Raw genomic sequence first — 26,812 nt, 5'->3', positions numbered from 1 at the left:
CGATCGGGGATGACACCTTGACAGACCGCCTTACCCCTCGCCCGCACCCTCCCCCGCGCCGTCGTCCATCGCCCCGCGCGCCCAGCCCTCCTTGGTCTGGGCGACGAAATCCTCCAGGCGCCCCTCGCGGATCGCCTTGCGCAGGCCCGCCATGAGCTCCTGATAATAGGAGAGGTTGTTCCAGGTGAGCAGCATCATGCCCAGGATCTCGCCCGCGCGGACGAGGTGGTGGAGATAGGCGCGGGAATAGGTGGTCGAGGCCTCGCACTTCATCGTCGGATCGAGCGGGCGCGTGTCCTCGGCATAGCGGGCGTTCTTCAGGTTGAGCCGGCCGCCATGGGTATAGGCCATGCCGTGGCGGCCGGCGCGGGTCGGCATCACGCAGTCGAACATGTCGACGCCGCGCCGCACCGCCTCGACGATGTCGTCGGGCGTGCCGACCCCCATGAGGTAGCGCGGCTTCTCGGCGGGCAGATGCGGCTCGACGGCCTCGATCATGGCGAGCATCACGTCCTGCGGCTCGCCGACCGCGAGCCCGCCGATGGCGTATCCTTTGAGATCGAGATCGACGAGCGCGCGCGCGCTCTCGACGCGCAGCCGCTCGGACGCGCCGCCCTGGACGATGCCGAACATCGCCTTGCCCGGCTGATCGCCGAAGGCGACCTTGCAGCGCTCCGCCCAGGCGAGCGAGAGCCGCATCGCCTTCTCCACCGCCTCCTCGGTATTGGGCAGCTTGACGCATTCGTCGAGCTGCATCTGGATGTCGGAGCCGAGGAGCCCCTGGATCTCGATCGAGCGCTCGGGGGTGAGGCGGTGCGTCGAGCCGTCGATATGCGAGCGGAAGGTGACGCCGTCGGCGTCCATCTTGCGCAGATCGGAGAGCGACATCACCTGGAAGCCGCCCGAATCGGTGAGGATCGGGTAGGGCCAGTTCATGAAGCGATGCAGCCCGCCGAGCCGCGCGACCCGCTCCGCGCCGGGGCGCAGCATCAGATGATAGGTGTTGCCGAGCACGACGTCGGCGCCGAGCGCCTTCACCTGGTCGGGATACATCGCCTTGACCGTCGCCGCGGTGCCGACCGGCATGAAGGCGGGCGTGCGGATCACGCCGCGCGGCATCCGGATCTCGCCCGAGCGGGCGGCGCCGTCGGTCGCGGCGACGCTGAAGGTGAATTCCTCGCTCATGGCCGCTCCTCTCGGGGGTCCGTGTCGATCGGGGTCGGCGCGCGGAACAGGAGGCTCGAATCGCCGAAGGAATAGAAGCGGTAGCGCGCGGCGATCGCGTGGGCATAGGCCGCGCGCATGGTCTCGAAGCCGCTGAAGGCGCTGACGAGCATCATCAGCGTCGAGCGCGGCAGGTGGAAATTCGTCATCAGGGCGTCGACCGCGCGGAAGCGATAGCCCGGCGTGATGAAGATGTCGGTATCGCCGGAAAACGGCGGAAAGGTGCCGTCCTCGCGAACCGCGCTCTCGAGGAGGCGCAGCGAGGTCGTGCCGACCGCCACGATCCGCCCGCCGCGCGCCCGCGCCGCGTTGAGCGCATCGGCCGTCTCGGCGGTGATGGTCCCCCATTCGGAATGCATGCGGTGCTCGCGCGTGTCCTCCACCTTGACGGGGAGGAAGGTGCCGGCGCCCACGTGCAGCGTCACGAAATGCCGCTCGACCCCGCGTGCGGCGAGCCGCTCGAACAGATCCCGCGTGAAATGCAGACCTGCCGTAGGCGCGGCGACGGCGCCGGCCTCGCGCGCATAGACGGTCTGGTAATCGGAGAGGTCGCGCGCGTCGGCCTTGCGCTTGCCGGCAATGTAGGGCGGCAGCGGCATCTCGCCGAGGCGCACGATGGCGAGGTCGAGATCGGGCCCCGCGAGCGGCGCGAAGTCGAGGACGACCTCGCCCCCCTCCCCTTTCTCGACGACGCGTGCCGCGGCGTCTCCGAAGTCCGAGCCGGTCTCGCCGAAGGAGAGGACGTCGCCCGGCGCGAGTTTCTTGGCGGGCCGCGCGAAGGCGCGCCAGGAGGAGGCGCCCTCGCGCTTGTGCAGGAGGATCTCGATGCCGGCCACCGCCGCGCCGCGGGCGCGGCGCGCGTGGAGGCGAGCGGGAATCACCTTGGTGTCGTTGAGGACGAGGACGTCGCCCGGCGCGAGGAGATCGGGCAGATCGCGCACGATGCGATCCTCGAGCGATTCTCCGGGGCGCACCACGAGGAGCCGGGCGGCATCGCGCGGCTCGGCGGGGCGCAGGGCGATCAGATCCTCGGGAAGGTCGAAATCGAACAGGTCGACGCGCATTCGGCTCCTCGCGACAGGCGGCGTGTTCTGCCGCCGCCCGCGCGCGCGGTCAAGCGCGCCCTTCTCGCCCGACGACGGGAAAGAAGAGCGCGCCCTCGCCTCAGTTCTTGAAGATGCCCGGCACCGGCTGCGCGGCGGCAGTCGGGCGGTCCCAGCGATAGGTGAGCGAGACCGAGAAGATGTTCACGTTCGGCCGCGCCGTCGCCCGGTACTCGACCGGAAGCGCCGGGTTGAAGGAGGGATTGCCGGCGGCGATCGCCACGGGCGCCTTCTTCACGAAGAGATGGGCGTAGGAGGCGTCGAGGCGCAGCTGCTCGGTGATCTGATAGCCGGCGCCGATCGAGAGCCACAGGCGATCGTTGTCGGAGATGCGCACCGTGCGCACGCGGTCGCTGACCGCCGACCACTCGTAGGCGATGCCGCCGCGCAGCGTCAGACGATCGTCCCAGCGATATTCGGCGCCGGCGGCGACGAACCAGCTGTCGCGATAGTCGAAGTTCAGGCTGGTGATGACCTGCCCGTTGTCGCGACGGACCAGCGGGAAGCGGCTGAACACGCTCCAATCGGTCCACTCGGCGCCGAAATGCGCCGTCCAGCGATCGTTGATCACCTGGGTGTAGCCGAAGGTGACCGATTGCGGCAGGCGCAAGGACGCCCGGATCGGATAATCGCCGGCGGTGATGAAGCCGCCGTCCGGCGTCGGGAGGACGCCCGGCGTCGAGAAGGTGCCGCGCAGGTCGTGGCGGATCTCGGAGCGGTAGCCGAGGCCGATCGTGGCGCCCTCCCAGGGGCGCAGCGTGGCGCCGAGGCGGAAGCCGAAGCCGATGTCGTCGCCCTTGATGATGGTGCTCGGGGCGCCGGGCGCGAACGGGCCGAGCGGGGCGCGCGGATCGGGGCTGACGCCGGGAATGCCGAAGGGGAACGGATAGGCCTGCTTGAGGTCCGTGGTGAAGTACTGCACCTGCAGCGCGGCGCCCACCGAGAACCAATCGTTCACGCGGTAGCCGACCGTCGGCGACACGTTGATCGTGCGGATCGTCGAGGAACGACCGTAGATCTGGCCGACGAAGTCCTGGTTCTCGGGCTTCGAGGAGAGGCCCCAGGGCGCGCCGGTCGTCCAGCCGACCGAGAGGTTCGGCGTCAGCTGCCAGGCGGTGTAGGAGGCCGGCACCAGGGCGCCGCTTCCCCCGATATTGCCGGTGTCCGGCGAGACCGGCCGGCCGAGCAGGGCGCTGACCTGGGCGGCGCGCACCTGCGCCTGCGCGTCGCCGCGATAGGCCGCGTAGGGCAGGATGTAGGTGACGTTCAGCTGGCTCTGGCGGCCCGGGAACATCGTGATCGTCGCCGGGTTCCAGGCCATGGCGCCGAGCCCGATGCCGCCCGAGGCGGCGCCCGCGAAGGAGAGGCCGAGACCCTGCGTGCTCTGGCCGGCGCGGATCGCGAAGGAGCTCGCCTGCGCGGCGCCCGCGACGCCGAGCGCGATCATCGAGACGGCGGCGAAGGCGAAGGCTTTCGTGTTTCTTGGCATCGTTCCCACCCACATGTTTCCGGCGGCGTTCGCGAGAGCGCAGCGAATCCCGATCGGCTGCCGCAATTTTGTCCACGTTTAGGCGGGTTTACAATCGGGAGGAAGAAGCTTGGCCGTAAGGCGCAACACGAAGTAAACCCGTAATCTTCGATCGGTCGATCCTCACGATCTCATCGGATTCGCGCTGTCGTCGAGCAGACGGCGATGGCATTGCAATAGATTAGATGTGAACGATCACGCCGCTCGCCGACCGCACCCGCGATGGCCTCGCCCCCCGATTGCCGCCGTCTGTGGCCGGGGCGCAACAGACGCGCGCAGCGCCGGGAGCGGGGCCGAATACCGGTTTTCGCGCGATCGCGGTTGCCACGCGCGCGCGCGGCGCCCACACTCGGCGGACAACATCATGCGAGGGAGACGTCCGTCATGAAGCTCGTGCGCTTTGGCGCTCCGGGGGAAGAGCGCCCCGGCCTGGTCGACGACGAGGGCGCGATCCGCGACCTCGCCGACATCGTGCCCGACATTTCCGGGCCGGTCCTCTCGCGCGAGACGCTCGCGCGGCTGTCGGCGATGGACTGGAGCGCGCTGCCGAAGGCGCCCGACGGCGTGCGGATCGGCCCCTGCGTCGGCGATGTCGGCAATTTCATCGCGATCGGGCTCAATTTCGCCGATCACGCCGCCGAGACGGGCGCGCCGATCCCGGCCGAGCCGATCGTCTTCAACAAGGCGCCCTCCTGCATCGTCGGCCCGGACGACGACGTGATCATCCCCAAGGGCTCGAAGAAGACCGATTGGGAGGTCGAGCTCGCGATCGTGATCGGCACGCGGGCGAGCTACGTCGCCGCCAACGAGGCGATGGACTACGTCGCCGGCTTCTGCGTGTGCAACGACGTCTCCGAGCGCGAATTCCAGATGGAGCGCGGCGGCACCTGGACGAAGGGCAAGGGCTGCCCGACCTTCGGTCCGCTCGGCCCCTGGCTCGTCACCCCCGACGAGGTCGGCGACGTGCAGAACCTGTCCATGTGGCTCGACGTCAACGGCGAGCGGATGCAGACGGGCTCGACGCGCACGATGATCTTCGACTGCGCGCAGATCGTCTCCTATCTGTCGCATTTCATGATCCTCGAGCCCGGCGACGTGATCACGACCGGCACGCCGCCCGGCGTCGGTCTCGGCATGAAGCCGCCGCGCTTCCTCGCCCCCGGTGACGTCGTCACGCTCGGCATCGAGAAGCTCGGCGAGCAGCGCCAGCGGGTTCGCGCCTACGAGGCCTGAGCGGGAGGGGCGATGGGGCGTGCCGAGATCTCGTCCTGCGGACGGTATCGCTGGCGGCTCGAACGCGCGGGCGCGCGCCCCCTCGCCTTCGTCATGCTCAACCCGTCGCGCGCGGACGCCGCGAGCGACGATCCGACGGTGCGCCGCTGCCTCGCCCTCGCGCGCGGATCGGGGCATTGCGGTCTCGTGATCGGCAATCTCTACGCTCTGCGCGCGCCCAATCCGCGGGAGCTGCGCGCCGATCCGGACCCGATCGGGCCCGAGAACGACGCGGCGCTCGCGCGGCTTGCGGGCGAATGCGCCGCGCGGGGGGAACCGATCGTCTGCGCCTGGGGCAATCACGGCCCGCAAGCTCGCGCGGAGGCGGTGACGGCGCTCCTGCGCGCGGCCGGCGCACGGCTCGTCTGCCTCGGCCTGACCGCACGCGGCGCGCCGCGCCACCCGCTCTATGCCCCGCGCGGGGTCGCGCTCGTGCCGTTCCCCTAGCGTTCGGCCGGGCTCGTGTCGTTCACCACCAGTCATCCGAAGAGGACCGAAGATGTCGCACGATTCCGACCGCCCCCGTTCCGAGGCCTTCGAGCGTGGGCTCGCCACGCGCCGCGCCGTCCTCGGCGACGCCTATGTCGACCGCTCGCTCGCGACCGCGGACGATTTCTCCTGGCCGATGCAGGAGCTGACGACGGAGGTCTGCTGGGACCGGATCTGGAACCGCCCCGGCCTCGATCGCAAGAGCCGCTCGATCCTCAATCTCGGCATGATCGCCGCGCTCAACCGCCCGCACGAGCTCGAGATCCACATCCGCGGCGCGCTCGCCAACGGGCTCACCCGCGAGGAAATCCGCGAGGTGCTCCTCCAGATCGCCGTCTATTGCGGCGTGCCGGCGGGGGTGGATTCCTTCCGGATCGCGCGCAAGGTGTTCGCGGAGATCGACGGCGCGGCGTGAGCCGTCCTCACCCCGCCGCCGATCGGTTCGCGGCGGGGAAGCGCTGGAGGAGGCGCGGCTCCTTCTCGGCGGCGATGCGGACGCGGAAGGCGATCGCATCGTCCCGATCCTCGCGCGAGAGGATCTCCGCCTCCTCGTAGAGCCAATTGACGCCCTGCCCGTCCGCCGGATCGAGTTCGAGGGAGAAGACCGGGCGACCGCGGGCGACGCGGTCCTCGATGCGTTGCAGGAGCTCGCTCACGCCGCGACCGGTCAGAGCCGAGACGACCGCGGGCCGCTCCTCCGGACGCATGCGCGCGGCCCGCTCCGCGAGCGCCGCCTCCTCGTCCGGCGCGAGGAGATCGGCCTTGTTCCAGACCTCGATGATGCGGCCGGGATCGTCCGGATCGATGTCGAGATCGCGCAGCACGCCGCGCACGTCGGCGGCCTGCGCGTTCGTCTCCCCGTGCGAGACGTCCCGCACGTGGAGGAGCACGTCGGCCTCGATCACGTCCTCGAGCGTGGCGCGGAAGGCCGCGACCAGCATGGTCGGCAGGTCGGAGATGAACCCCACCGTATCCGACAGGATCGCCCGCTCGCCGTGCGGCAGCACGATCGCGCGCGAGGTCGGGTCGAGGGTCGCGAAGAGCATGTTCTCCGCCATCACCTGCGCCGTGGTGAGGCGGTTGAAGAGCGTGGACTTGCCGGCATTGGTGTAGCCGACGAGGGCGACGATGGGATAGGGCACGCGCCGACGCGAGGTGCGGTGGAGCGCGCGGGTGCGCGTCACCGTCTCGAGATCGCGCTCGATGCGCGTCATCCGCTCCTGGATGAGCCGGCGGTCCGCCTCGATCTGCGTCTCGCCGGGGCCGCCGAGGAAGCCGAAGCCGCCGCGCTGGCGCTCGAGGTGGGTCCAGGAGCGCACGAGGCGGCTCTTCTGATAGCTCAGATGCGCGAGTTCGACCTGGAGGCGCCCTTCGCGGGTGCGGGCGCGCCGACCGAAGATTTCGAGGATGAGGCCCGTTCGGTCGATGACCTTGGCGCCCCAGGCTTTTTCGAGATTGCGCTGCTGCACGGGGCTGAGCGCGCAATCCATGACGACGAGGCGGATGCTCTCCGCCGCGACGAGCCCCGCGATCTCCTCCACCTTGCCCTTGCCGAGATAGGTCGCGGGGCGCAGCGCCGCGAGCGTCGCGACGAAGGATTGCACGACGTCGAGATCGATGGCGAGCGCGAGGCCGACGGCCTCGTCGAGCCGCGACTCGAAGGGGCGCGGGTTCTCGGATGCGGCGTCGGGATCGGCCGCGCCGCGCCGACGATTGAGGTAGGGACCCACGACGAGGGTGCGCGTGCCGGAGGCGACCTCCTGCTCCGGCTCCGCGAGCCTCTTCAGCCGTTCTTCGCCGGGCGTCTGAGGGACGCTCACGGCTCAGCCCTTGTCGCCAGCTTCGTCCCCCGCCTCGAAGAGCTGGATCGGATGCCCGGGCATGATCGTCGAGATTGCATGCTTGTACACGAGCTGCGAGTGACCATCGCGTCGCAAGAGGACGCAGAAATTATCGAACCAGGTGACAACGCCCTGGAGCTTCACCCCGTTCACGAGAAAGATCGTCAGGGGGACCTTGTTCTTGCGGACATGGTTCAGAAACGTGTCCTGCAGATTCTGCGCGCGCTCGCCCGCCATGTGAGTTTGCCTCGCCACCCTGCCGCCGCCGGTCTTGGCCGTCAGGAGCAATGAGCTTAGATCGGCCGCAAGCGCGGCCCTGAACCGGCAGCACCCATTACAGATGGGAGCTGGCGTCTGCGCAAGTCCCCATGAGGCGGAGCGTCGCCTTTTTTGTTCATGCCGCTGGAGCGTGTCTTTCGCGTTACGTCATGCGTTTACGCCCAGTGATTTCAGCTTCCGGTGCAGCGCCGAGCGCTCCATGCCGATGAACTCCGCGGTGCGCGATATGTTTCCCGAAAAGCGGGCGATCTGAGCCATCAGGTATTCGCGCTCGAAGATTTCCCGCGCCTCGCGCAGCGGCAGGCTCATCAGCCGCTCGCCGCCCGCTCCGTTCGGCGTCGCCGGCACGAGCGCGCCGACCTCGGCCGGCAGCATGTCCGCCGAGATCTCGATCTCGGGGTCGCCGGTGGCGAGAATCATCAGCCGTTCCACGTTGTTGCGCAGCTGGCGAACGTTTCCGGGCCAATCGTGCGTCTGGAGGACGGCGAGCGCGTCCGCGCCGATCCGGCGCGGCGGCAGGCCGGTCGAGCGCGAGATCTGCTCCATGAAATAGGCGATGAGCTCGGGCACGTCCTCGCGCCGCTCGGCGAGCGAGGGCACCCGGATCGGCACCACCGACAATCGGTGGAACAGGTCCTCGCGCAGACGCCCCGCGGCGATCTCCGCGCGCAGGTCGCGGCTCGACGAGGAGACGATGCGCACGTCGACATGGACCCGCGTCGAGCCGCCGACGCGCTGGAAATTCTGCTCGACGAGCACGCGCAGGATGCGCGCCTGGGTCTCGCGGGGAAAGTCGGCGATCTCGTCGATGTAGAGCGTCCCGCCGTGCGCCTCCTCCAGCGCCCCGATGCGGCGCTCGCGCGATTCGCTCGATTCGACGCCGAAGAGCTCGGCCTCCATCGTCTCGGGGGTGATGGTGGCCGCGTTGATCACCACGAAGGGGCCGTTCGCGCGCGTCGAACTCGCGTGCAGGGTGCGCGCGACGAGCTCCTTGCCGGAGCCCGGAGCGCCGGTGACGAGGACGCGCGCATTGGTCGGCGCGACGCGCTCGACGGTCGCGCGCAACTGGTTCATGGCCGGGGATCGGCCGCAGATCCGGCTCGCCTGCGAGGAGCGCGCGCGCAGATCCCGCACCTCGCGCTTGAGCCGCGAGGCCTCGAGCGCCCGCTCGGCGACGAGGACGAGGCGATCGGCCTTGAACGGCTTCTCGATGAAATCGTAGGCCCCGAGGCGGATGGCCGAGACCGCCGTCTCGATATTGCCGTGGCCGGAGATCATCACGACGGGAAGCTCCGGGTGCTGCGCCTTGACCTGTTCGAGCACCTGCAACCCGTCGAGCCGGCTGCCCTGGAGCCAGATGTCGAGGAAGACGAGATGGGGCCGGCGCGCCTCGATCGCCGCGAGCGCCTCGTCGGCCCCGCCCGCAGTCCGGCAGCGATTGCCCTCGTCCTCGAGAATGCCGGCGACGAGTTCGCGGATGTCGCTCTCGTCGTCGACGATCAGGATATCGGCGCTCATGTCATGCCACCCCGGAGGTTTGTCGCGACGCATCGGCGCCGTCGGTGGTGTGTGCTTGCGCGTCCGCGGGGGACGCATCGGACGGGAACCACAGGCGCACCCAAGCGCCGCGGCCGGCGGGATTGTCGAGGAGCTCGATGCCCCCGCCGTGCTCCTCGAAGATCTTGGCGACGATGGGGAGGCCGAGCCCGGTTCCCCCCTCGCGGGTCGTCATGTAGGGCTCGAGCAGGCGCTGCCGGTTCTCGGCGGGGAAGCCGCGCCCGTCGTCGAGGACGTCGATGGCGACGCGCCCGTCCTCCGCGAGCAGGCGCACCAGGATGTGGCCCTGCACCCCCGCCTCCGCGGACGGCGTCTCGGGCGCCTCGGCGATCGCCTCGCTCGCGTTCTTGACGATGTTGGTCAGCGCCTGCGAGACGAGGCGCCGGTCGAAGCGGGCGGCGAGGGGGCCGTCGGGCACCTCCGCCTCGACGGCGATGTCGGGCCGGGCGATGCGCATCATGAACACCACCTGCCGCACGGTGTCGGCGAGATCGTCGATGCCCATGCGCGGTTTGGGCATGCGCGCGAAAGAGGAGAACTCGTCGACCATGCGCTTGATGTCGTCGACCTGGCGGACGATCGTGTCCGTGCACTGGTCGAAGACCTCCCGGTCGGTGGTGATCACCTTGCCGTATTTGCGCCGGATCCGCTCGGCGGAGAGCTGAATCGGGGTGAGCGGGTTCTTGATCTCGTGGGCGATGCGCCGGGCGACGTCGGCCCAGGCGGAGGTGCGCTGGGCGGCGACGAGGTCGGTGATGTCGTCCAAGGTGACGACGAGGCCCTTCTCGTCGCCCCGCGCCTGCTCGCTCGTGACCCGCACGTTGACGGTTCGGTCGCGCCCGCCGCGCCGGATCACGATCTGGGCCTGGACGAGCCGCGAGCGGCCCGACCGCGCCTGGGCGAGGAGCTCGTCGAGCTCGGGCAGCGCCTCGCTCGCGGGGAGCCCGATCACCGCCCCCTGCCCGGTCCCGAACAGGAGCTCGGCCGACGGATTCATGATCGTCACGCGCCCCTGCGCATCGAGGCCGACGACGCCCGCCGAGACGCCCGACAGGACGGCCTCGGTGAAGCGGCGGCGTCGGTCGATCTGGTCGCTCGCGGCGGTGAGCCCGTCGTGCTGGCGGCGCAGTTCGGCGGTCATCGCGTTGAAGGTCTGACCCAACGAGGCGAGATCCCCCTCGGCGCGCCGCACCGGCACCTGCACGTAGAAATTCCCGCCGGCGACCTGCTGCGTCGCACGGATCAGCCGCCCGATCGGCGCGACGAGCCTGTCGGCCGAGCCGATACCGAACCACACGGCGGAGAGGAGGATGATGAAGGCGACGACGACGAACAGCGTCGCGAAGGCGATCTGGATGCCGACCGAGAGCTGCTCGAGCAGCCGGTAATAGTTCATCGCCGCCTCGGCCTCGGCGGGGAAGTCGAGCGCGCGGCGATCGACGAAGCGGGTGACGAACAGGATCCGGCCGTTGTGGTTCTCGAGGCGCAGAATGGCGCGCAGCACCGAATCTTCGAGGGGCACGAGGCAGAGCGCCTCGGTGAAGGTCGCGTCCGGCAGATCCTCGACCGGGACCGTGAGCCCCTGGATCGGGACGTTGACGATCTCCTCGACCACCCTCCCGTCCGGCTCGACCATCATCGCCACCGGGAAGCCGAGGAAGACCGAGCGCGAGCGCATGAATTCGCGGAAGACCGCGGGGTCCGAATCGTAGAGCACCCGCGCCCGGTCGAGATCGGCCGCCATCAGGGTCGTCTCGCGCGCGAGCGTGCGGCATTGCAGCTCTCGGTAATCGTGCGCGATCTGCACGGTGTTCAAGAGGAGCGAGTTCATCCAGCCGGAGAACCAGGGCTCGAGCCCGCGCGCGAGCGTGATCGAGGCGACGGCCGCGACGACGACGACCGGCACCGTCGCGATGAGCCCGAACAGACCCACGAATCGCAGATGCAGCCGCGCGCCGGCGGCTCCCGCCCGACGCGCCTTGACGAGCCGACGCCCCTGCACCGCCACCATCGCGGCGAGCGCCAGGATGAAGACGAGGTTGAGCGCCAGCGTGCCGATCGTCACGTCGCGATCGGGCTCGATCGGCGTGAAGCCCGCGAGAATGAGGAAGCTCGCGAGCGCCGAGACGAGCGCGAGCACCACCACCACGAGCCCGATCCAATTCGGCCCGCGCGCGGCGATCTCGTCCTCGCCGATCTCGATGGAGCGCGGCTTCTTCACCCGTGTGATGCCCCCGATGGCGCGTGCCGCGCCCGATTCGTCCCCGGAAAGCTGATGCGTTCGCACAACAGTGTGGCGAAACTAATACACTCTCGCTTGCATGCAAGCGCGGCGGCGGCACCCTGGTGGAGGAGCGGACGAACCGGGGCGCCTCAACGCCCCGGCAGCACGAGCACCGTCGGGCGGGGCGGCAGCGCATCGCGGGACAGGACGATCGCGGGCGTGTCGGAGCGGGCGATCTCGTAGAATTCGCTCGCGCGACCGAGAAAGGCTTCGAGCCGCGCCTGCGAGAAGAAATGCATGGGGATCACGATCCGCGCCCCGATTCGCCGCAGCGTCTCGATCATGCCCTCGGTGTCGAGGGTCATGTTGCCGTCGACCGGCGCCAGGACGACGTCGATGCGCCCCAGGGCCACGAGATGCTCGGGCTCGAGCACGTGGTGCAGGTGCCCGAGATGGGCGATGCACAGGCCCGCCACCTCGAAGACGAAGATCGAGTTCGCGCCGTAATCCGTGCCGATGCCCGCGCGGATGTTGGTCGGCACGTTGAAGACGCGCACGTCCGCGAGCGCGAGGTCGTGATCGGCCGCGCCGCCCTCCGGGTTCCAACCGCGCAGGATGTGCGCGATGCCGGGGTCCGGGCGGTTCGTGAAATGGGTGGAATGGGCCCGGTTCATGGTCGCGATCGTCGGCACGTCGCGCGGGCGCACGTGGTCATTGTAGTCGGTGGCGATGCGGACGCCTTCGGGGCTCACGATCTCGAAGGTGGCGTGGCCGACGAAGGTGATCGCCGCCTCGTCGGGGGCGAGCGCGACCGTGCGCACGAGAGACGGCCCCTGCGCGATCATCGGCGGGCAGCCGCGCTCGACCTCCTCCGCCTGTGCCGCGCCCGCGACGAGGAAGGCGAGCGCCGCGAGCGCGCATCGCCGCCAGGGAAACGGACGGGCGGGCTCTCGGCGGGCGGCGGCTTGCATCGACATGCGGGCTCTCCGTGCTGCCCCGCCATTGTGGCGCAGCCGGCCCTCCGATCGAACACACGAAGTCGTGGGCGCCCGAGCGGGCGCTCGCCGGCTTGCGCTCTCCAGGTCGTCGTCCCGGACGCCGAAGGCGATCCGGGCCGACACCCTCCTGCCGCCCGGCGAAGTCTCAGCGCGGCCGGGCGTCCGCCTCCGCCTCCTCGCGCGCGGCGACGCCCTCGGAATTGAGCGAGAGCGTGCGCGCGAGGCGCTCGATCCGCTCGGCGGCGCGCACCACGGCGTCCGAGACGCGATCCTCGCTCGTCTGGCGACGCTCGTCGGCGCCCGCGAGCAGGCTCTTGAGCTCGAGCACGTCGGCCTCGACCGCGTCGAGGCGCGCCCGCGCGTCGAGCAGGTCGTCGGCGAAGGTGAGCGCGGCCATCACGTGCAGGCGCATGTCGCCGATCTCGCCGAAGGCGGTGCGCATGTCGGCGATCTTCGCGTCGAGCAGGGCGGCGAGCTCGACGAGACGCGGCTCCTCGCCCTCCCCGCAGGCCATGCGGTAGCTCTTTCCGGCGATGTTGACCGTCACCTGCGCCAAGGCGAGCGCTCCTCTTCGTCAGACGTGGGGGGCCGCGCCGGCATCGTCGAGCACGGCGCGCACGGCGCCCACCGCACGGGCGACACGCTTGGCGACCTCCTGGCGCGTCGCCTCGAGCCGCTCGAGGCGCACGCTCGCGCTCTCGAGATCGACCGCGAGACGGGCGCGATCGTCCTGCATGATCTGCAGCTCGGTCTCGAGGTCGCCGCGCCGACGCTCCGCTTCGAGGCGCCGGCTCGCGGCGGCCTCCATGAGGCCCAACGCAGCCTCGAGCCGTTTGAGCGCCTCGTCGAGCGGAACGGCCATCGCATCCACCTCGTCTTGCGACACTTGCGTTACACTAAGCCGCGAATCGAAAAGCGGCAAGCCGAGGCCTGCCGCTTCCACATCCAAAAGGTTCGCTTGATCGGTGACTTGAGCGCGTGCGCTCAGGCGCCGTGTCAGGCGACCTGCAGCTCGACGCCGTCCACCGGCAGGCGGAAGCGCTCGGCGAGGTGCCAACGCAGCTCGCGCGCGGATTGGTAGGGATAGGAGCGGTCGACCAGATGGGTCAGGTCGCGGATGCGCTCGCCGTCCTTGGCGCGCAGGCTCTCGATGGTGAAGGTCGCCGCGTCCATCTCCGGGCGCCGGGCGATCTTCGGCTGGAATTCGAATTTCATGTCTTCGTCTCGTTCGTTCTTGTTGTCGTTACGTATGGTGCGGCCCCCGTGGCCGACCGAATCCGACGCCGCTCACGCTCTGCGCGCGATGCGACGCCCGAATGACGGCACTGTCCGATTGCGGAGGAAAGCCGGAGGCCGTGACAACGAAGCGCCGAGCGCGGATGTTCCGCGCGATGCGTGTCGTCGTGGCGATCTACGGCGCAGCCGGGGCCGCGCACCTGACCGATATGGGGGCGCCCCCCCGCCGACGCAAGGCCCCGTTCGACGAAGGCCCTCGCGGGCGCTCGCCATTCCCGCAGAGTGGGCGCTTGTTCCCCGACGGTGTTATCCCGGACGCCGAAGGCGAGCCGGGACCCATAACCTCGACGCTTCGTTCGCAGCCTATCGGCTGCGTCGCACCGACCGCCCACGCCAATGGGGGCAAAGCGAGCGCGGCATGCGCGCTCGGACGACCGTCGCGGTTATGGGTCCCGGGTCCGCTTCGCGGCCCGGGATGACACCGCCCTGTTCATTCACGAAACTTGAACGGAAGGTGAGACAGCCGACGAGTGAGCGATGACCACCGAAGCCCGCCCTCTCCTGATCTGCGCGGACGATTACGGGCTCACGGACGGCATCTGCGATGCGATCATCGACCTCGTCTCCTTCGCGCGGCTCTCGGCGATCGGCGTGCGCGCGGGCGGGGCCGTCTTCGCGCAGCGCGCGGGGGAGATCGCCGCGCTCGACCGCTCGGTCGCGCTCGGCCTCGTCCTCGACCTCGCGCCGCTCGCCGGCGGCCGGGCGGCTTTCGCGGCCCGCGCGCTCGTCGGCGCGCTCGATCGGGATGTTCTCGCCGCGGCGATCGAGCGCGATCTCGACGCGTTCGAGGCGCGGATCGGGCGTCCGCCCGATTTCCTGGGATCGCCGAGCGAGGATCACGTCCTGCCGACCATCCGCGGCGCGCTCTTCGCGGTGCTGGAGCGGCGGCGCGGGCGCCTCCCCGCACCGTTCCTGCGCGATCCGACGGAGCGGATCGGGGCCGTCCTGCGCCGGGGCGTCTCGCGCCCGGCGGCGCTCGCGCGCAACGCGCTCGCGGCGGGCTTCGCGGCGCGCGCGCGCCGCCGGGGATTTGCGGTCAATAACGGTTATGCCGGCTATTGGCGCCGCAACGTGCCGGTGCCCGTGCCGACCTTGTTCGAGCGTCACGTCGTCGGCCTCGCCGCGGGTCGCCGCCGCGCCGCGCCCCTCCTCGTCTGCCGCCCCGGCTATCGCGACGATGCGCTCGACAGGCTCGACCCGGACGCGCAGGTCCGCGTCGAGGAGCTGATGTACCTGTCCTCGACGCGCTTCACCAATCTCTGGGAGGCGCTGCGCCTCGTGCCGACACCGCATCCCGTCGGCTGAGCGGCCCCCCTCCCCCGGTCAGCCCTGCCCGAAGGCCGAGCGGATCAGCCATTGCTGGGTGGCGACGGGGCTCTCGTCGACGGCGCGGCGCGGCGGGTCCTCGGCCAGGATGCCGTCGAGATGGACGATGCGCGCGTGCAGGCGCACGCTCTTGCCGATCAGCGCCCGCAGAGCCTCGGGCAGCGCCTCGGCGTCGAAGAGCGGGCTCGCGCTCTCCTGCTTGGTGAGGCGCACGCGGGTCTTCTCCTTGAGCGCCTCCTGCGGCGTGATCTCGCCTTCGGCGACCGCGCGCTGGACGAGGAGCCAGGAGGCGATCTGCATCAGGCGCGTCGTCAGCCGCATGCTCTCGCTCGCATAGGTGAGCGCCGCCTGCCGGCCGAGGGTGCGCGATTCCTCGCGGCCCTGCCCGTCGAGATAGGCGGCCGTCTCCTCCACGAGGGCCATCCCCTCCCGAAACAGGGCGCGGAAGGCGTCGGAATGCACGAAGGTCTTGCCGAAATCGACCGCGTCGCTCGCGTCCCGAAACGTGATGTCCGCATTCATGTGAGCCGCCTCCACGGGAACAATTCGTCTCGAATTGAGCCGATCCGAATCCCGGCACCGGCTCTTGCCATCGTTTAGGCAATTGGAACGCCGCGCGAAGCGTTTCGGATCGTCAACCTCATGTTAACCTTAACTCTTTGATGGCCGCATCGTGGCGGTTTCGCTCTCGTCCCCGCTCATGGGGTCGTCCCGTCCTGGAGCCAGGCCCAGGTCGCCCCGTCCGCCCCCGCCGGCAGGAGGAGGATCGCAGGCGTGTCGTAGGGGTGGAGCTCGCGGATCGCCGCGGAGACGGCCTCGGCGCGCTCCTTGCGCGTCTTGACGATGCCGACGATCTCCCCCGCCTCCTCGATCGCGCCCTCCCACGCATAGACGCTCGTCATTCCCGGCAGCAGGTTGACGCAGGCGGCGAGCTTGCGCTCGACGAGCGCGCGCGCGATCGCCCGCGCGGTCGCCTCGTCGGGAAAGGTGGTGTAGACGAGAAGCGGCGCATCCATGCTATGCCTTGCCTCCGGCTTTGGCCGCGGCGCGGGGGCGCCGGGCCGTCGAGAGTGGCGCATCCCCATGCGATATGACAAGACGATCGCCATCGTGGCGAGCCGCAACCCGGAGGCCGAGGCGGCCGCGGCCCGGCTGCGCGGCCGCTATCGCAACGTGCCGCCCGAGGAGGCGGAGGTGATCGTCGCGCTCGGCGGCGACGGGCTGATGCTGCAGACGCTCCACCGGTTCATGGGCGTGGAGAAGCCGATCTACGGCATGAATCGCGGCTCCGTCGGCTTCCTCATGAACGATTACCGCGAGCACGACCTGCCCGAGCGCCTCGCGAAGGCCGAGCGCAGCGTCGTCCACCCCCTCCTGATGACGGCGACCGATATCCGCGGGGAGGCGCATGTCGCGCGCGCCATCAACGAGGTCTACATGCTGCGCCAGACCCACCAGACGGCGAAGCTGACGATCACCGTCGACGGGCAGGTGCGCATGCCCGAGCTCATCGCCGACGGCATCCTCGTCGCGACGCCGGCGGGCTCGACCGCGTACAATTTCTCGATCGGCGGGCCGATCCTGCCGCTCAACGCCCACCTCCTCGCGCTCACCCCGATCTCGGCCTTCCGCCCCCGGCGCTGGCGCGGCGCGCTCCTGCCGGACCATGCCCGCGTCGCCGTCGACGTGATCGAGCCGGAGCTGCGCCCCGTCTCGGCGGTGGCCGACCACACCGAGTTCCGCCGCGTGGCGCGGGTCGAGGCCTCCCTCGACCAGACGATCGATCTCGTCATGCTGCACGATCCGGGGCACTCTCTCGACGAGCGAATCCTGCGCGAGCAATTCGGGCCCTGAGCCATGCGTATCGCCTTCGAGCGCCTGTCCGTCATCGTCGCCGAGGACGACCCGTTCTGGCGTCGGCTCGTCGCCGCCTGGCTCGAGGCCTTCGGCGCGCGCCGCGTGCGTCTCGCGGCCGACGGCGCGGAGGCGCTCGCGATGGCCCGCTCCGAGCCGCCCGATCTCGTGATCACCGATTGGGAGATGCCGCGGCTCGACGGCGTCGCGCTGGCCCGCGCGCTGCGCGACCGCGACCGCAGCCCCTGCCCGTTCGTGCCGATCGTGATGCTCTCCTCGACGGGAGAGCGCGCGCGGGTGGTGCACGCGCTCAAGGCGGGGCTCAACGCCTATCTGGTCAAGCCCGTCACCGCGCAGGCGCTCTACGAGCGACTCCTCGCCGCGCTCGCCGACACGCGGCCCTTCGTCGAGACGCCGGTCTATTTCGGGCCCGACCGGACCAAACCCTTCGCGCCGCAGATCGACCCCCCGCTCGCCGACGACCGGGAGGCTTGAGACGCGATGCGGATCATCCCCCCGCCCGGCGGCCCGCGCTCACCCGGCGGCGGCCCCAAGAGCGAGACGAGCGCGCGAAGGCGCCCGCGCACGAGCGTGCCCGTCCCCGAATCGCTGCGGCGCAAGGCGCTCGCCTTCGACATGTCGATGGAGGAGGCGCTGGCGCGGGCGCTGCCGCGCGCCGACGCGGCGCAGGCGGAGATCCGCGCCGCCTTCGCCGGGCGGCTCGCGGAGATGGCGGCGCGGCTCGCGGCGCTCGCCGAGCGTCGGGCGCGCGGCGACGCGAAGGCGACCGCCGAACTCCTCCGCGCCGCCCGCGACCTCGCGGCGACGGCGCCGCTCTTCGAGGCCGTGCTCGTCGGCCGGATCGCGGAGAGCCTCGCGCGCCTGCTCGCGGCCCGCGGCAAGGCTCCGCCCGCAGCCCTCGTCGCCGCCCATGTCGACGCGCTCTCCGCCGCCCTGCGCGAGGGCGCGCGCGACGACGATCCCCTCGCGCTCGCGCTCTGCGCCGAGCTGGAGCGGGCGGTGGCGCGGCATTCGACGGAGGGGCGGTGACGCCCGCGGCGCGGGCGCCGCTCTCGCCTCACGCGCCCTCCCGCGCCGCCCCCTCCCCTATGGCGGCGAGCGCGAAAGCCTGGCCCAAAGCCACCTCCTCCAGATGCTTGAACCGACCGGACGCGCCGCCGTGGCCGGCGCCCATGTTCATGTGGAGGAGGACCGGGCCGCCGCCCGTCATCCTGGCGCGCAGGCGCGCGACCCATTTGGTCGGCTCCCAATAGGTCACCCGCGGGTCGGTGAGGCCGCCCATGGCGAGGATCGGCGGGTAGTGCTGCGCGCGCACGTTCTCGTAGGGCGAGTAGGAGAGGATCGCGTCGAAAGCCGCCTCGCTCTCGATCGGATTGCCCCATTCGGGCCATTCCGGCGGGGTGAGCGGGAGGTCGGCATCGAGCATGGTGTTGAGCACGTCAACGAAGGGCACCTCCGCGACGATGCCGGCGAACAGATCCGGCGCCATGTTGGCGACCGCCCCCATCAACATGCCGCCCGCGCTGCCGCCCTGGGCGACGATCCGCCCGCGCGCGGTGTAGCCCGCCTCGCAGAGGGCTTCCGCGACGGCGATGAAATCCTTGAAGGTGTTGACCTTCTTCTCGCGCTTGCCGTCCTTGTACCAGGCCCAGCCCTTCTCGGTCCCGCCGCGCACATGGGCGATGGCGTAGACGAAGCCGCGATCGACGAGGCTGAGAGGGTTCGTGCGGAAGGCCGCCGACATCGCGATGCCGTAGGAGCCGTAGCCGTAGAGGAGGCAGGGCGCCGAGCCGTCGATCGCGAGGTCCGCGCGGTGCAGGAGCGAGATCGGGACGCGCGCCCCGTCCGGTGCGGTCGCGAAGAGCCGCCGCGTCACGTAGGCCGACGGATCGTGGCCCGAGGGCACCTCCTGGCGCTTGCGCATCACCCGCTCGCGGGTGGCCATGTCGTAGTCCCAGGTCTCCGTCGGCGTGGTCATCGAGGAATAGCCGAAGCGCAGGCGCGTATCGGCGAATTCGCGGCCGGGCTGCAGCGAGAGCGAATAGGCCTCCTCGGCGAAGTCGATCGCGTGCTCCTCCCCCGTCTCCAGGTCGCGCACGACGATGCGCGGGCGCGCATCCTCGCGCTCGAGCCGGGCGAGGAACCGCGCGTAGGCCGCATGGGCGAGGATCATCACGCCGGGCCGATGCGCGACGAGATCGCGCCAGGCCTCCCGCCGCGGGCTCGCGACGGGTGCGGTGACGAGCTTGAAGTCCTCCGCCCCATCGGCGTTGGTGAGGATCACGAGCTCCTCGCCGCGATGGTCGACCGAATAGCGCACCTCCCGCTCGCGCGGTGCGACGAGGCGCGGCTCGGCCAGCGGGTCGGCGAGATCGAGGAGCCAGGCCTCGGAGGTCTCGTGATCGCCGAGCGCGACGACGCCGTAGGCCTTCGAGCGGGTCGCGACGCAATCGACGAACCAGCCGGCATCCGCCTCGGCATAGACGAGCGCGTCGTCGGCCTGCGCGGTGCCGATCACGTGACGGCGCACGCGGGCCGGGCGGTGGTTCTCGTCGCGCTCGACATAGTAGAGGAAGGATCCGTCCGCCCCCCAGACGAGCCCGCCCGCGACGCGCTCGAGCCGATCGGGCAGGTCCTCGCCGCGCGCGAGGTCGCGTACGCGCACGACGTAGCTCTCCGACCCCTCGGTGTCGCAGCCCCAGGCGAGGCGCGCATGGTCCGGCGAGGCCTCGACGTCGCCGAAGGCGAAATAGCCGTGCCCCTGCGCGAGCGCGTCGCCGTCGAGCAGGATCGCCTCCTCGCCGCCTTCGCGCGGCGTGCGGCAGACCAGCGGATGCTCGCCGCCTTCGCGAAAACGCGTCACGTAGGCGTAGGGCCCGTCCGGCTCCGGCACCGAGGAATCGCTCTCCTTGATGCGCCCGCGCATCTCCCCGACGAGGGTGCGGCGCAGATCCGCGAGGGGCGCGATCAGCGCGTCCGTATAGGCGTTCTCGGCCTCGAGATGGGCGCGGATCTCGCGGGGGAGCGCGGCCGGGTCGTCGAGCACCGCACGCCAGTTCTCGGCCTTGAGCCAGGCGTGATCGTCGGCGACTTCGCGGCCGTGACGGGAGACGATGGTGGTCCGCGCGAGGCTGCGCGGCGGCGGCGGCGCGCCTTGCGTCCGAAACGGCATTCAGGCCTCGTCGGGAATGAAGTCGAGCGCCGTGCCGTTCATGCAATAGCGCAGGCCCGTCGGCGCGGGGCCGTCCGGGAAGACGTGTCCGAGATGCGCGTCGCAGCTCGCGCAGCGGATCTCGGTGCGGCGCATGAACCAGGAGCGGTCCTCGTGCTCCTCCACCGCCTCCGGCTCGACCGGGGCGAAGAAGCTCGGCCAGCCGGTGCCCGAATCGAATTTCGTGTCCGAGCGGAAGAGCGGGCTGTCGCAGCACACGCATCTGTAGAGGCCCGCGCGCTTCTCGTCCCAGAACGGGCCGGTGAAGGCGCGCTCGGTGCCGTGCTTGCGGGTGACGCGGTATTGCTCGGGGGTCAGCCGGTCGCGCCATTCGGCGTCCGACCGCTCGATCTTGGCACGGGGAGAATGGGTTCGGGGGGAGCTCGAATTCGCCATGGCCTGTCCTCTGTCGCGAGGACAACATGGTGCGGGGCGCCGCGCGCGGCAAGCGGGACGCGCGCGGGGCCGGGCACGCCGCCTCAGGCGGGGCGACGACCCGAACCGTTCGTCGGCCCGGCCGGCAGCTCGGGCGGCGGGTCGAACAGGGCGTCCTCGGACGCGCTCGCGGCGGGCGGCGGCATCGGCGCGGGTGCGGGTGAGGCGGAAGCGGGGGCTTGGGGCGCGGGAGCGCCGTCGCCGCGCGCGAGGCGCTTGAGCGCGCTCATCACGAGGTCGTCGCGGCCGCCCCGTGCGCCGTAGCGCTGGGAGGCGCTGCGTTCCAGGAGATCGAGGAGCGATTCGAGCCCCGCATTCGAGAGCGGGCCGTCATAGGCCTTCGGACGCGCGCCGAGGGCCACCGCCCGCGGGCCGGCCGCCTCGTCGGCCTTCAGCTCCGGTCCGAGCCAGAGCGGAGGCCGGAAGGCCTCGGCCGCCTCGGCGCTCTGGAACGCGATACGCGCCGTCTGGCTCGGCGCGGGCGTCAGCACCCGCTCGATCAGCACCACGACGTCTTCGGAGAGATCGATCCGCAGGCGCTCGTAGGAGACCTTGCCGGCGCAGACGTCGAGCAGCACCTCGCCCTGCGCGCGGGACACCTCGGTGCGCTCCTCGGCCGTGACGCGACCGTCCTCGACGCTCTCGAGCACGAGCTCGCAGCTCTCGTTCTCGAGCCGCACGTGGGAGCGGCGCTCGGGTTGATCGGGGAAATGGCCCTCGACGATGCGGATTCCGGGTCGGTCCCGGCGAATCAGGCGCACGAAGGCCGGCGCGATGGAGAAGCGACGCTCGAATATCATGGCTCACCCGGCGCTCATGCGCGCCCCGTTGTCGATTTCATCGAGAGACGCGCCGGTGCGTCCCGACGCGATTCGTATGGAAGCCCTGCGCGGCGCGGGTCGTTCGCGCCGACGCTCGCGGGGCGGACCGGCGGCATCTTGCGACGAATGCCGACGCCGGTCAAAAGGTACCGTCGGCCTCGTTCGCGGGATCCGGCTCGGCGCTCTCCTCCATGTCCAGTTCCGCCTGCGCGGAATCGGGGCCCTTGAGCAGGCGCAGGACCTCCAGCGCCAGCGGCCAGGGGACCGGCATCGCGATGCGCAGCATCGCCCGCCCGTCGCCGATGTCGTCGACCGTCACCCCACGCACCTGTGCCTCCTCGGTCGTGCCGGGCGCCACCAGATCGGCGCTGCCCAGGAGCTCGTGGGTGTCCACGCCGAGCACGCGACCGAGCGCTTCGACATGGGTCATGCGGCGCGGCAGGCTGCGCCCCTTGGCATAGGACCAGACGCTGACGTCGCTGATGCGCATGCCCGGGGGCAAGTGCTCCTGCGCGCGGCGCGCGGTCTCCTTGTAGGTCAGCCCGCTGCGCTTGATCGCCTGCCACAGGCGCTGCGAGAAGGCTTCCTTGTCGATCGGGAGCGTTCGCTCCTTGGCGGGTTTGTCCGCTGTCTCGGAGGGGCGACGCTGCATCACGGGTTCCTCGCACCGACGGTCGAGCGCGGCAGCACGTCCAGCCGAACTGTCTCTGGAAGCGTAGCGCATCGAGCTTTTCCACTTTCCCTTGGCGGAGAAAGAAAGGTCGCATTGTGGCGCACGCGTGAAAACCTCCGAGCTCCTCGCGATCCCCTCGCCTCCGGCCATCCCGCGTCTTCGAGCGAAAAGAAGCGCGGTTCGTATTTCATGTTCGGCGAAAGTGGTTTTTCAATGCTTAAGCCCGCCCCTGTCCACATGATCATAACGGCACGCTCCGATAAAGTTTTATCAACTCCGACCCCAGAAGTTTCCTAAACGGAAACAAGCAAGGATTTCCCACGCGCCGTCTTGCGAGGATCATACCGGAGCATTTGTCGGAGATTCAACAAACGAATATTATTCAAATTTTACCCAGAGCGCTAAGAGGAGCAAGCAATGGGTCGTCAAAAGCAAACGTGCCTTGGTGGCCCCGGCCGGAATCGAACCGGCACGCCTTTTGGGCTCCGAATTTTAAGTTCGGTGCGTCTACCAGTTTCGCCACGGGGCCTCGGGCACGACAGGAGCCCTCTAGCACACGCCGCGCGCAAGGCGAAGAGCCAAACCGTCAATTGTCCAACCTCCGATGCATGAACCGCTCGACCACGCGCATGAACGTCATCAACAGGAGGCCGAATCCCAAGGCGAGACCCGCGAGCGCGTATTGGCCGGCGCCGAGCGCGATGCCGACGGCCGCCGCCAGCCAGAGATTCGCAGCCGATGTGAGATTGTGGACGTCGCCCTTGGCGACGAAGATCGCGCCCGCCGCGATGAAGCCGATCGCCTGAGCGAGGCCCTGGATCACGCGCAAGGGGTCGATGCTCAGATATTCGAGGTCGCGCGCGATCGCTTCCTCGTAGACGAGGAAGGCCGAGACCGTGATCACGCACGAAGACAGGGCGACCATGCCGTGGGTGCGCAGGCCCGTCGCGCGTCCGCGCAGCTCGCGGTCGAGCCCCAAAAGCATGCCGCCGAGCGCGGCGAGCCCGAGCCGCAGAGCGAGACCCTCGAGCGGGATCGCACCCATGTACTGCAATTCGTCCATCGCGTTCCTCCGGCATGGGAACGCGCGAACGGCGAAGATGGGTGCGCGGAAAGTCGGCCTATTCGGCCGCCTGCCGCGCCGCCCGCTTCTTGATCGGCCGGCGCGCCAGGACCTCGGCGAGGAAGCGGCCGGTATGGCTCTCGGGATTCTTCGCGATCGCCTCGGGCGTGCCTTCCGCCACGATCCGCCCTCCCCCGTCCCCGCCCTCGGGGCCGAGATCGATCACCCAATCCGCGGTCTTGATGACCTCGAGATTGTGCTCGATCACGACGACGGTGTTGCCCTGGTCGGCGAGCTCGTGGAGCACTTCGAGGAGCTTGGCGACGTCGTGGAAATGCAGGCCCGTCGTCGGCTCGTCGAGGATGTAGAGCGTGCGGCCCGTGGCGCGCTTCGAGAGCTCCTTCGAGAGCTTCACGCGCTGCGCCTCGCCGCCCGACAAGGTCGTCGCCTGCTGGCCGACCTTGATGTAGCCGAGCCCGACGCGCGCGAGCGTCTCCATCTTCTCGCGAATCGACGGCACCGCCTTGAACAATTCGCGCGCCTCCTCGACCGTCATGTCGAGGAGATCGGCGATCGACTTGTCGCGATAGCGGACCTCCAGCGTCTCGCGGTCGTAGCGCTTGCCCTTGCAGACGTCGCAGGTGACGTAGACGTCGGGCAGGAAGTGCATCTCGATCTTGATGACGCCGTCGCCCTGGCAGGCCTCGCAGCGCCCGCCCTTGACGTTGAAGGAGAAGCGCCCGGGCTGGTAGCCGCGCGCCTTCGCCTCGGGCAGTCCCGCATACCATTCGCGGATCGGCGTGAAGGCGCCGGTATAGGTCGCGGGGTTCGAGCGCGGGGTGCGGCCGATCGGCGATTGATCGATATCGATGACCTTGTCGAGATGTTCGAGGCCCTCGATCCGGTCGTGCGGCGCGGGGTGCTCCATGGCGCCGTTGAGCTTGCGCGCGACGGCCTTGTAGAGCGTGTCGATCACGAGCGTCGACTTGCCGCCGCCCGAGACGCCGGTGACGCAGGTGAAGGTGCCGAGCGGGATCTCGACGTCGACGTCCTTGAGATTGTTGCCGCGCGCGCCGACGACCTTGAGCATCCGCGCGGCCTGCGGCTTGCGGCGCTTGGCGGGGGTGCGCACCGACATCTCGCCGGTGAGATACTTGCCGGTGAGCGAATTGGGATCGGCCATCACCTGATCGGGCGTGCCCTGCGAAACGATGCGCCCGCCATGGATGCCCGCGCCCGGCCCGACATCGACGACGTAATCGGCCCGGCGCACCGCATCCTCGTCGTGCTCGACGACGATGACCGAGTTGCCGAGGTCGCGCAGCCGCTCGAGCGTGCCGAGCAGCCGCTCGTTGTCGCGCTGGTGGAGCCCGATCGAGGGCTCGTCGAGGACGTAGAGCACGCCCGTCAGCCCCGAGCCGATCTGCGATGCGAGGCGGATGCGCTGGCTCTCCCCGCCCGACAGCGTGCCCGAGGACCGCGCGAGGGTCAGGTATTCGAGGCCGACATCGTTGAGGAAGGCGAGGCGCTCGCGGATCTCCTTGAGGATGCGGCCGGCGATCTCGAGCCGCTTCTCGTCGAGCTTCTCGGGCAGCGCCCCGAACCAGGTCGCCGCGTCCTTGACCGAGAGTCGCTTGACGTCGCCGATATCGCAGCCGTCGATCTTGACGGCGAGCGCCTCCGGCTTGAGCCTCTTGCCGCCGCAGGCCGCGCAGGGCGTCTCGCCCATGAAGCGGGAGATCTCGTCGCGCGACCAGTCGCTCTCCGTCTCGCGATAGCGCCGCTCGAGATTGGGCACGACGCCCTCGAAGGGCTTCACCACCTCGTAGGCGCGCAGGCCGTCGTCGTAGGCGAAGCGGATCGCCTCCGTGCCCGAGCCGTAGAGGATGACGTCGCGCGCCTTCTGCGGCAGCGCGCGCCAGGCGACCGTCGTCTTGAAGCCGTAATGCTTGGCGAGCGCGTCGAGCGTCTGGCCGTAATAGGGCGAGGTCGATTTCGCCCAGGGGCCGATCGCGCCGCGCTTGAGCGTCAGGCTCTCGTCGGGGACGACGAGGTCAGGGTCGATGCGCATCTCGTGCCCGATGCCGTCGCAGGTCGGGCAGGCGCCGAAGGGATTGTTGAACGAGAACAGGCGCGGCTCGATCTCGGGGATCGTGAAGCCGGAGACGGGGCAGGCGAATTTGTGCGAGAAGACCATGCGCTTGGGGCCGCCGGTCTCGTCCTTCTCGTCCGCCCATTCGATCAAGGCGATGCCGTCGGCGAGTTCGAGCGCGGTCTCGAAGCTCTCGGCGAGGCGCGCGCCCATGTCGGCGCGCACGACGAGGCGGTCGACCACGACGTCGATGTCGTGCTTGAGCTTCTTGTCGAGCGTCGGCGCGTCCTGGATCTCGTGGAAGGTGCCGTCGATCTTCACGCGCTGGAAGCCGCGCTTCTGGAACTCGGCCAATTCCTTGCGGTACTCGCCCTTGCGCCCGCGCACGACGGGGGCGAGGAGGTAGAGCCGCGTCTTCTCGGGCAGCGCGAGCACGCGGTCCACCATCTGGCTGACCGTCTGGCTCTCGATCGGCAGGCCCGTCGCCGGCGAATAGGGGATGCCGACGCGCGCCCACAGGAGGCGCATGTAATCGTAGATCTCGGTGACGGTGCCCACCGTCGAGCGCGGGTTCTTGGAGGTGGTCTTCTGCTCGATCGAGATCGCGGGCGAGAGGCCGTCGATCTGGTCGACGTCCGGCTTCTGCATCATCTCGAGGAATTGCCGCGCATAGGCCGAGAGGCTCTCGACGTAGCGGCGCTGCCCCTCGGCATAGATCGTGTCGAAGGCGAGCGAGGACTTGCCCGAGCCCGACAGCCCCGTGAACACGACGAGCTTGTCGCGCGGGATCATCAGGTCGACGTTCTTGAGATTGTGCTCGCGCGCGCCGCGCACCGAGATGACGCGGGCGGTGGGATCGCCGGCGCGGGCGCGGTCGAACAGGTCGTCGAGATCGGACATCGTGGGCTCGCAGCGGAAGGAGGCCGGCGCGCGCGGCCGGCCCGCCTGCATATAGGACGTTCCCGCCGACGCGCCATGCCTCTCCCATGCACGAGGCGCCGGGCCGATTCGCCGTGCGGGCACGGCTGACGGAAAGCACTAGAACAAACCATGCACGAAGGCAAGCCGCAACGGCGATTTCGCTCCGCCGTGGCGGTGGCGCTCCAAACGAAGAAGGCCGGACCCAAGCGGGCCCGGCCTTCTCGAAATCTGCCGAATGGCAGGAGTGGAGGGACTCGAACCCCCAACCCCCGGTTTTGGAGACCGGTGCTCTGACCAGTTGAGCTACACTCCTAGACCCCGGCGGCGGCGACCTTTCGGCCGCCCCGCATTCGGGTGGCGATGCTTAGCGCACCGCCCCGCCGATGACAAACGCTTTTTCGCGCGCGATCCCGATCAGTCCAGGATCGCGGCGACGACGCCGGCGCCGACGGTGCGGCCGCCTTCGCGGATGGCGAAGCGCAGCTTCTCCTCCATGGCGATCGGCGTGATCAGCTCGACTTCCATCGCGACGTTGTCGCCCGGCATCACCATCTCGGTGCCCTCGGGCAGCTTGACCATGCCGG

Annotated in this window: 26 protein-coding genes, 2 tRNA genes and 1 pseudogene; 7 read left to right on the top strand and 22 right to left on the bottom strand. The window is 69.9% G+C overall.

Going from position 1 to position 26,812, the window contains the following annotated elements:
- Positions 1-30: 30 nt before the first annotated feature.
- From tgt to ACK4UM_RS07320, 3 genes are all read right to left on the bottom strand, one after another.
- Entirely contained in the window at positions 31-1,185 is a 1,155-nt protein-coding gene (gene tgt / locus ACK4UM_RS07330; RefSeq protein ID WP_409797321.1) for a tRNA guanosine(34) transglycosylase Tgt, read from the bottom strand.
- Positions 1,182-2,288, bottom strand: a complete 1,107-nt coding sequence (gene queA, locus ACK4UM_RS07325; protein WP_409797320.1) for a tRNA preQ1(34) S-adenosylmethionine ribosyltransferase-isomerase QueA — start codon at positions 2,286-2,288, stop codon at positions 1,182-1,184. Before queA ends, tgt begins: the two co-directional genes overlap by 4 nt.
- 100 nt (positions 2,289-2,388) lie before the next feature.
- Positions 2,389-3,816: an OmpP1/FadL family transporter gene (locus ACK4UM_RS07320; RefSeq protein WP_409797318.1), complete on the bottom strand. Its 1,428-nt coding sequence runs from the start codon at positions 3,814-3,816 to the stop codon at positions 2,389-2,391.
- 423 nt (positions 3,817-4,239) lie between these two features.
- Here ACK4UM_RS07320 and ACK4UM_RS07315 point away from each other — a divergent pair, with 423 nt between their 5' ends.
- From ACK4UM_RS07315 to ACK4UM_RS07305, 3 genes are read left to right on the top strand one after another with little or no spacing between them, the layout of a single operon-like run.
- Positions 4,240-5,088: a fumarylacetoacetate hydrolase family protein gene (locus ACK4UM_RS07315; protein WP_409797316.1), complete on the top strand. Its 849-nt coding sequence runs from the start codon at positions 4,240-4,242 to the stop codon at positions 5,086-5,088.
- A gap of 12 nt (positions 5,089-5,100) precedes the next feature.
- The gene (locus ACK4UM_RS07310; RefSeq protein WP_409797314.1) at positions 5,101-5,574 is read left to right on the top strand and encodes a DUF1643 domain-containing protein; all 474 of its coding nucleotides are present in this window, start codon (positions 5,101-5,103) and stop codon (positions 5,572-5,574) included.
- A 52-nt stretch (positions 5,575-5,626) separates the two neighbouring features.
- Positions 5,627-6,031 carry a carboxymuconolactone decarboxylase family protein gene (locus ACK4UM_RS07305; RefSeq protein ID WP_409797313.1) on the top strand — a complete coding sequence of 135 codons (405 nt, stop codon included), beginning with the start codon at positions 5,627-5,629 and terminating at the stop codon, positions 6,029-6,031.
- 7 nt (positions 6,032-6,038) lie between these two features.
- Here the strand turns inward: ACK4UM_RS07305 and hflX are convergent, their stop codons facing one another.
- From hflX to ACK4UM_RS07265, 8 genes are all read right to left on the bottom strand, one after another.
- On the bottom strand, positions 6,039-7,436 hold the full coding sequence (gene hflX / locus ACK4UM_RS07300) for a GTPase HflX (protein ID WP_409797312.1): 1,398 nt from the start codon (positions 7,434-7,436) through the stop codon (positions 6,039-6,041).
- A gap of 3 nt (positions 7,437-7,439) precedes the next feature.
- Positions 7,440-7,694, bottom strand: a complete 255-nt coding sequence (gene hfq, locus ACK4UM_RS07295) for an RNA chaperone Hfq (protein WP_409797310.1) — start codon at positions 7,692-7,694, stop codon at positions 7,440-7,442.
- A gap of 189 nt (positions 7,695-7,883) precedes the next feature.
- On the bottom strand, positions 7,884-9,254 hold the full coding sequence (locus ACK4UM_RS07290) for a sigma-54-dependent transcriptional regulator (protein ID WP_409797308.1): 1,371 nt from the start codon (positions 9,252-9,254) through the stop codon (positions 7,884-7,886).
- Position 9,255: 1 nt separating this feature from the next.
- A complete protein-coding gene (locus ACK4UM_RS07285) occupies positions 9,256-11,514 on the bottom strand; it encodes an ATP-binding protein (protein WP_409797306.1) in 2,259 nt (752 codons plus the stop codon).
- Positions 11,515-11,666: 152 nt separating this feature from the next.
- Positions 11,667-12,494, bottom strand: coding sequence for an MBL fold metallo-hydrolase (locus ACK4UM_RS07280; RefSeq protein ID WP_409797304.1), 828 nt, complete (start codon positions 12,492-12,494; stop codon positions 11,667-11,669).
- Between the two features lie 166 nt (positions 12,495-12,660).
- Complete coding sequence (locus ACK4UM_RS07275; RefSeq protein WP_409797458.1) at positions 12,661-13,062, bottom strand: cell division protein ZapA; 402 nt, start codon at positions 13,060-13,062, stop codon at positions 12,661-12,663.
- Positions 13,063-13,089: 27 nt separating this feature from the next.
- Entirely contained in the window at positions 13,090-13,377 is a 288-nt protein-coding gene (locus ACK4UM_RS07270; protein ID WP_409797302.1) for a DUF4164 family protein, read from the bottom strand.
- A gap of 134 nt (positions 13,378-13,511) precedes the next feature.
- Positions 13,512-13,730 carry a hypothetical protein gene (locus ACK4UM_RS07265; RefSeq protein WP_409797300.1) on the bottom strand — a complete coding sequence of 73 codons (219 nt, stop codon included), beginning with the start codon at positions 13,728-13,730 and terminating at the stop codon, positions 13,512-13,514.
- A gap of 558 nt (positions 13,731-14,288) precedes the next feature.
- On the opposite strand from ACK4UM_RS07265, the gene ACK4UM_RS07260 reads away from it, so the two are divergent.
- Complete coding sequence (locus ACK4UM_RS07260) at positions 14,289-15,116, top strand: ChbG/HpnK family deacetylase (protein ID WP_409797298.1); 828 nt, start codon at positions 14,289-14,291, stop codon at positions 15,114-15,116.
- Positions 15,117-15,134: 18 nt separating this feature from the next.
- Here the strand turns inward: ACK4UM_RS07260 and ACK4UM_RS07255 are convergent, their stop codons facing one another.
- The gene (locus ACK4UM_RS07255; protein ID WP_409797297.1) at positions 15,135-15,659 is read right to left on the bottom strand and encodes a DUF1465 family protein; all 525 of its coding nucleotides are present in this window, start codon (positions 15,657-15,659) and stop codon (positions 15,135-15,137) included.
- Positions 15,660-15,835: 176 nt separating this feature from the next.
- Positions 15,836-16,153: a divalent-cation tolerance protein CutA gene (gene cutA / locus ACK4UM_RS07250; protein ID WP_409797295.1), complete on the bottom strand. Its 318-nt coding sequence runs from the start codon at positions 16,151-16,153 to the stop codon at positions 15,836-15,838.
- Positions 16,154-16,220: 67 nt separating this feature from the next.
- Between cutA and ACK4UM_RS07245 the strand changes: the two genes are divergently transcribed.
- The 3 genes from ACK4UM_RS07245 to ACK4UM_RS07235 are packed head-to-tail and all read left to right on the top strand — an operon-like array spanning position 16,221 to position 18,041.
- Positions 16,221-16,991 carry an NAD kinase gene (locus tag ACK4UM_RS07245; protein WP_409797294.1) on the top strand — a complete coding sequence of 257 codons (771 nt, stop codon included), beginning with the start codon at positions 16,221-16,223 and terminating at the stop codon, positions 16,989-16,991.
- Positions 16,992-16,994: 3 nt separating this feature from the next.
- Entirely contained in the window at positions 16,995-17,486 is a 492-nt protein-coding gene (locus ACK4UM_RS07240) for a response regulator (protein WP_409797292.1), read from the top strand.
- 6 nt (positions 17,487-17,492) lie between these two features.
- Positions 17,493-18,041 (top strand): hypothetical protein, encoded by a 549-nt coding sequence (locus ACK4UM_RS07235; protein ID WP_409797290.1) that lies wholly within the window; start codon positions 17,493-17,495, stop codon positions 18,039-18,041.
- Between the two features lie 28 nt (positions 18,042-18,069).
- Here ACK4UM_RS07235 and ACK4UM_RS07230 read toward each other — a convergent pair whose 3' ends face one another.
- From ACK4UM_RS07230 to tuf, 9 genes and pseudogenes are all read right to left on the bottom strand, one after another.
- A complete protein-coding gene (locus ACK4UM_RS07230; RefSeq protein WP_409797288.1) occupies positions 18,070-20,184 on the bottom strand; it encodes a S9 family peptidase in 2,115 nt (704 codons plus the stop codon).
- The gene (msrB, locus tag ACK4UM_RS07225; protein ID WP_409797286.1) at positions 20,185-20,619 is read right to left on the bottom strand and encodes a peptide-methionine (R)-S-oxide reductase MsrB; all 435 of its coding nucleotides are present in this window, start codon (positions 20,617-20,619) and stop codon (positions 20,185-20,187) included. It lies immediately after the preceding gene.
- Between the two features lie 83 nt (positions 20,620-20,702).
- Positions 20,703-21,458 carry a hypothetical protein gene (locus tag ACK4UM_RS07220; RefSeq protein WP_409797285.1) on the bottom strand — a complete coding sequence of 252 codons (756 nt, stop codon included), beginning with the start codon at positions 21,456-21,458 and terminating at the stop codon, positions 20,703-20,705.
- A gap of 160 nt (positions 21,459-21,618) precedes the next feature.
- A complete protein-coding gene (locus ACK4UM_RS07215) occupies positions 21,619-22,131 on the bottom strand; it encodes a hypothetical protein (RefSeq protein WP_409797283.1) in 513 nt (170 codons plus the stop codon).
- A 464-nt stretch (positions 22,132-22,595) separates the two neighbouring features.
- Positions 22,596-22,681 (bottom strand) — tRNA-Leu (locus ACK4UM_RS07210).
- 57 nt (positions 22,682-22,738) lie between these two features.
- Entirely contained in the window at positions 22,739-23,215 is a 477-nt protein-coding gene (locus ACK4UM_RS07205; protein ID WP_409797281.1) for an MgtC/SapB family protein, read from the bottom strand.
- Positions 23,216-23,273: 58 nt separating this feature from the next.
- Positions 23,274-26,207, bottom strand: coding sequence for an excinuclease ABC subunit UvrA (gene uvrA / locus ACK4UM_RS07200; protein ID WP_409797279.1), 2,934 nt, complete (start codon positions 26,205-26,207; stop codon positions 23,274-23,276).
- A 257-nt stretch (positions 26,208-26,464) separates the two neighbouring features.
- Positions 26,465-26,541, bottom strand: a tRNA-Trp gene (locus ACK4UM_RS07195).
- 101 nt (positions 26,542-26,642) lie between these two features.
- Positions 26,643-26,812: pseudogene (gene tuf, locus ACK4UM_RS07190) on the bottom strand (elongation factor Tu); the annotation flags it as partial.

The sequence above is a fragment of the Salinarimonas sp. genome (genome assembly GCF_046292825.1).
Lineage (GTDB): Bacteria > Pseudomonadota > Alphaproteobacteria > Rhizobiales > Beijerinckiaceae > Salinarimonas.
This window is presented reverse-complemented; position numbering and strand designations above follow the sequence as displayed.

Excerpts from the sequence above, each read along its gene's own strand:
- ACK4UM_RS07235 (WP_409797290.1), top strand. The coding sequence starts at position 17,493 with ATGCGGATCATCCCCCCGCCCGGCGGCCCGCGCTCACCCGGCGGCGGC.
- ACK4UM_RS07205 (WP_409797281.1), bottom strand. The coding sequence starts at position 23,215 with ATGGACGAATTGCAGTACATGGGTGCGATCCCGCTCGAGGGTCTCGCT.
- ACK4UM_RS07220 (WP_409797285.1), bottom strand. The coding sequence starts at position 21,458 with ATGATATTCGAGCGTCGCTTCTCCATCGCGCCGGCCTTCGTGCGCCTG.
- ACK4UM_RS07240 (WP_409797292.1), top strand. The coding sequence starts at position 16,995 with ATGCGTATCGCCTTCGAGCGCCTGTCCGTCATCGTCGCCGAGGACGAC.
- ACK4UM_RS07245 (WP_409797294.1), top strand. The coding sequence starts at position 16,221 with ATGCGATATGACAAGACGATCGCCATCGTGGCGAGCCGCAACCCGGAG.
- cutA (WP_409797295.1), bottom strand. The coding sequence starts at position 16,153 with ATGGATGCGCCGCTTCTCGTCTACACCACCTTTCCCGACGAGGCGACC.
- ACK4UM_RS07265 (WP_409797300.1), bottom strand. The coding sequence starts at position 13,730 with ATGAAATTCGAATTCCAGCCGAAGATCGCCCGGCGCCCGGAGATGGAC.
- uvrA (WP_409797279.1), bottom strand. The coding sequence starts at position 26,207 with ATGTCCGATCTCGACGACCTGTTCGACCGCGCCCGCGCCGGCGATCCC.
- ACK4UM_RS07290 (WP_409797308.1), bottom strand. The coding sequence starts at position 9,254 with ATGAGCGCCGATATCCTGATCGTCGACGACGAGAGCGACATCCGCGAA.
- ACK4UM_RS07255 (WP_409797297.1), bottom strand. The coding sequence starts at position 15,659 with ATGAATGCGGACATCACGTTTCGGGACGCGAGCGACGCGGTCGATTTC.
- ACK4UM_RS07305 (WP_409797313.1), top strand. The coding sequence starts at position 5,627 with ATGTCGCACGATTCCGACCGCCCCCGTTCCGAGGCCTTCGAGCGTGGG.
- ACK4UM_RS07310 (WP_409797314.1), top strand. The coding sequence starts at position 5,101 with ATGGGGCGTGCCGAGATCTCGTCCTGCGGACGGTATCGCTGGCGGCTC.
- tgt (WP_409797321.1), bottom strand. The coding sequence starts at position 1,185 with ATGAGCGAGGAATTCACCTTCAGCGTCGCCGCGACCGACGGCGCCGCC.
- msrB (WP_409797286.1), bottom strand. The coding sequence starts at position 20,619 with ATGGCGAATTCGAGCTCCCCCCGAACCCATTCTCCCCGTGCCAAGATC.
- ACK4UM_RS07320 (WP_409797318.1), bottom strand. The coding sequence starts at position 3,816 with ATGCCAAGAAACACGAAAGCCTTCGCCTTCGCCGCCGTCTCGATGATC.
- hfq (WP_409797310.1), bottom strand. The coding sequence starts at position 7,694 with ATGGCGGGCGAGCGCGCGCAGAATCTGCAGGACACGTTTCTGAACCAT.
- ACK4UM_RS07230 (WP_409797288.1), bottom strand. The coding sequence starts at position 20,184 with ATGCCGTTTCGGACGCAAGGCGCGCCGCCGCCGCCGCGCAGCCTCGCG.
- ACK4UM_RS07215 (WP_409797283.1), bottom strand. The coding sequence starts at position 22,131 with ATGCAGCGTCGCCCCTCCGAGACAGCGGACAAACCCGCCAAGGAGCGA.
- ACK4UM_RS07280 (WP_409797304.1), bottom strand. The coding sequence starts at position 12,494 with ATGTCGATGCAAGCCGCCGCCCGCCGAGAGCCCGCCCGTCCGTTTCCC.
- ACK4UM_RS07260 (WP_409797298.1), top strand. The coding sequence starts at position 14,289 with ATGACCACCGAAGCCCGCCCTCTCCTGATCTGCGCGGACGATTACGGG.
- queA (WP_409797320.1), bottom strand. The coding sequence starts at position 2,288 with ATGCGCGTCGACCTGTTCGATTTCGACCTTCCCGAGGATCTGATCGCC.
- ACK4UM_RS07315 (WP_409797316.1), top strand. The coding sequence starts at position 4,240 with ATGAAGCTCGTGCGCTTTGGCGCTCCGGGGGAAGAGCGCCCCGGCCTG.
- ACK4UM_RS07270 (WP_409797302.1), bottom strand. The coding sequence starts at position 13,377 with ATGGCCGTTCCGCTCGACGAGGCGCTCAAACGGCTCGAGGCTGCGTTG.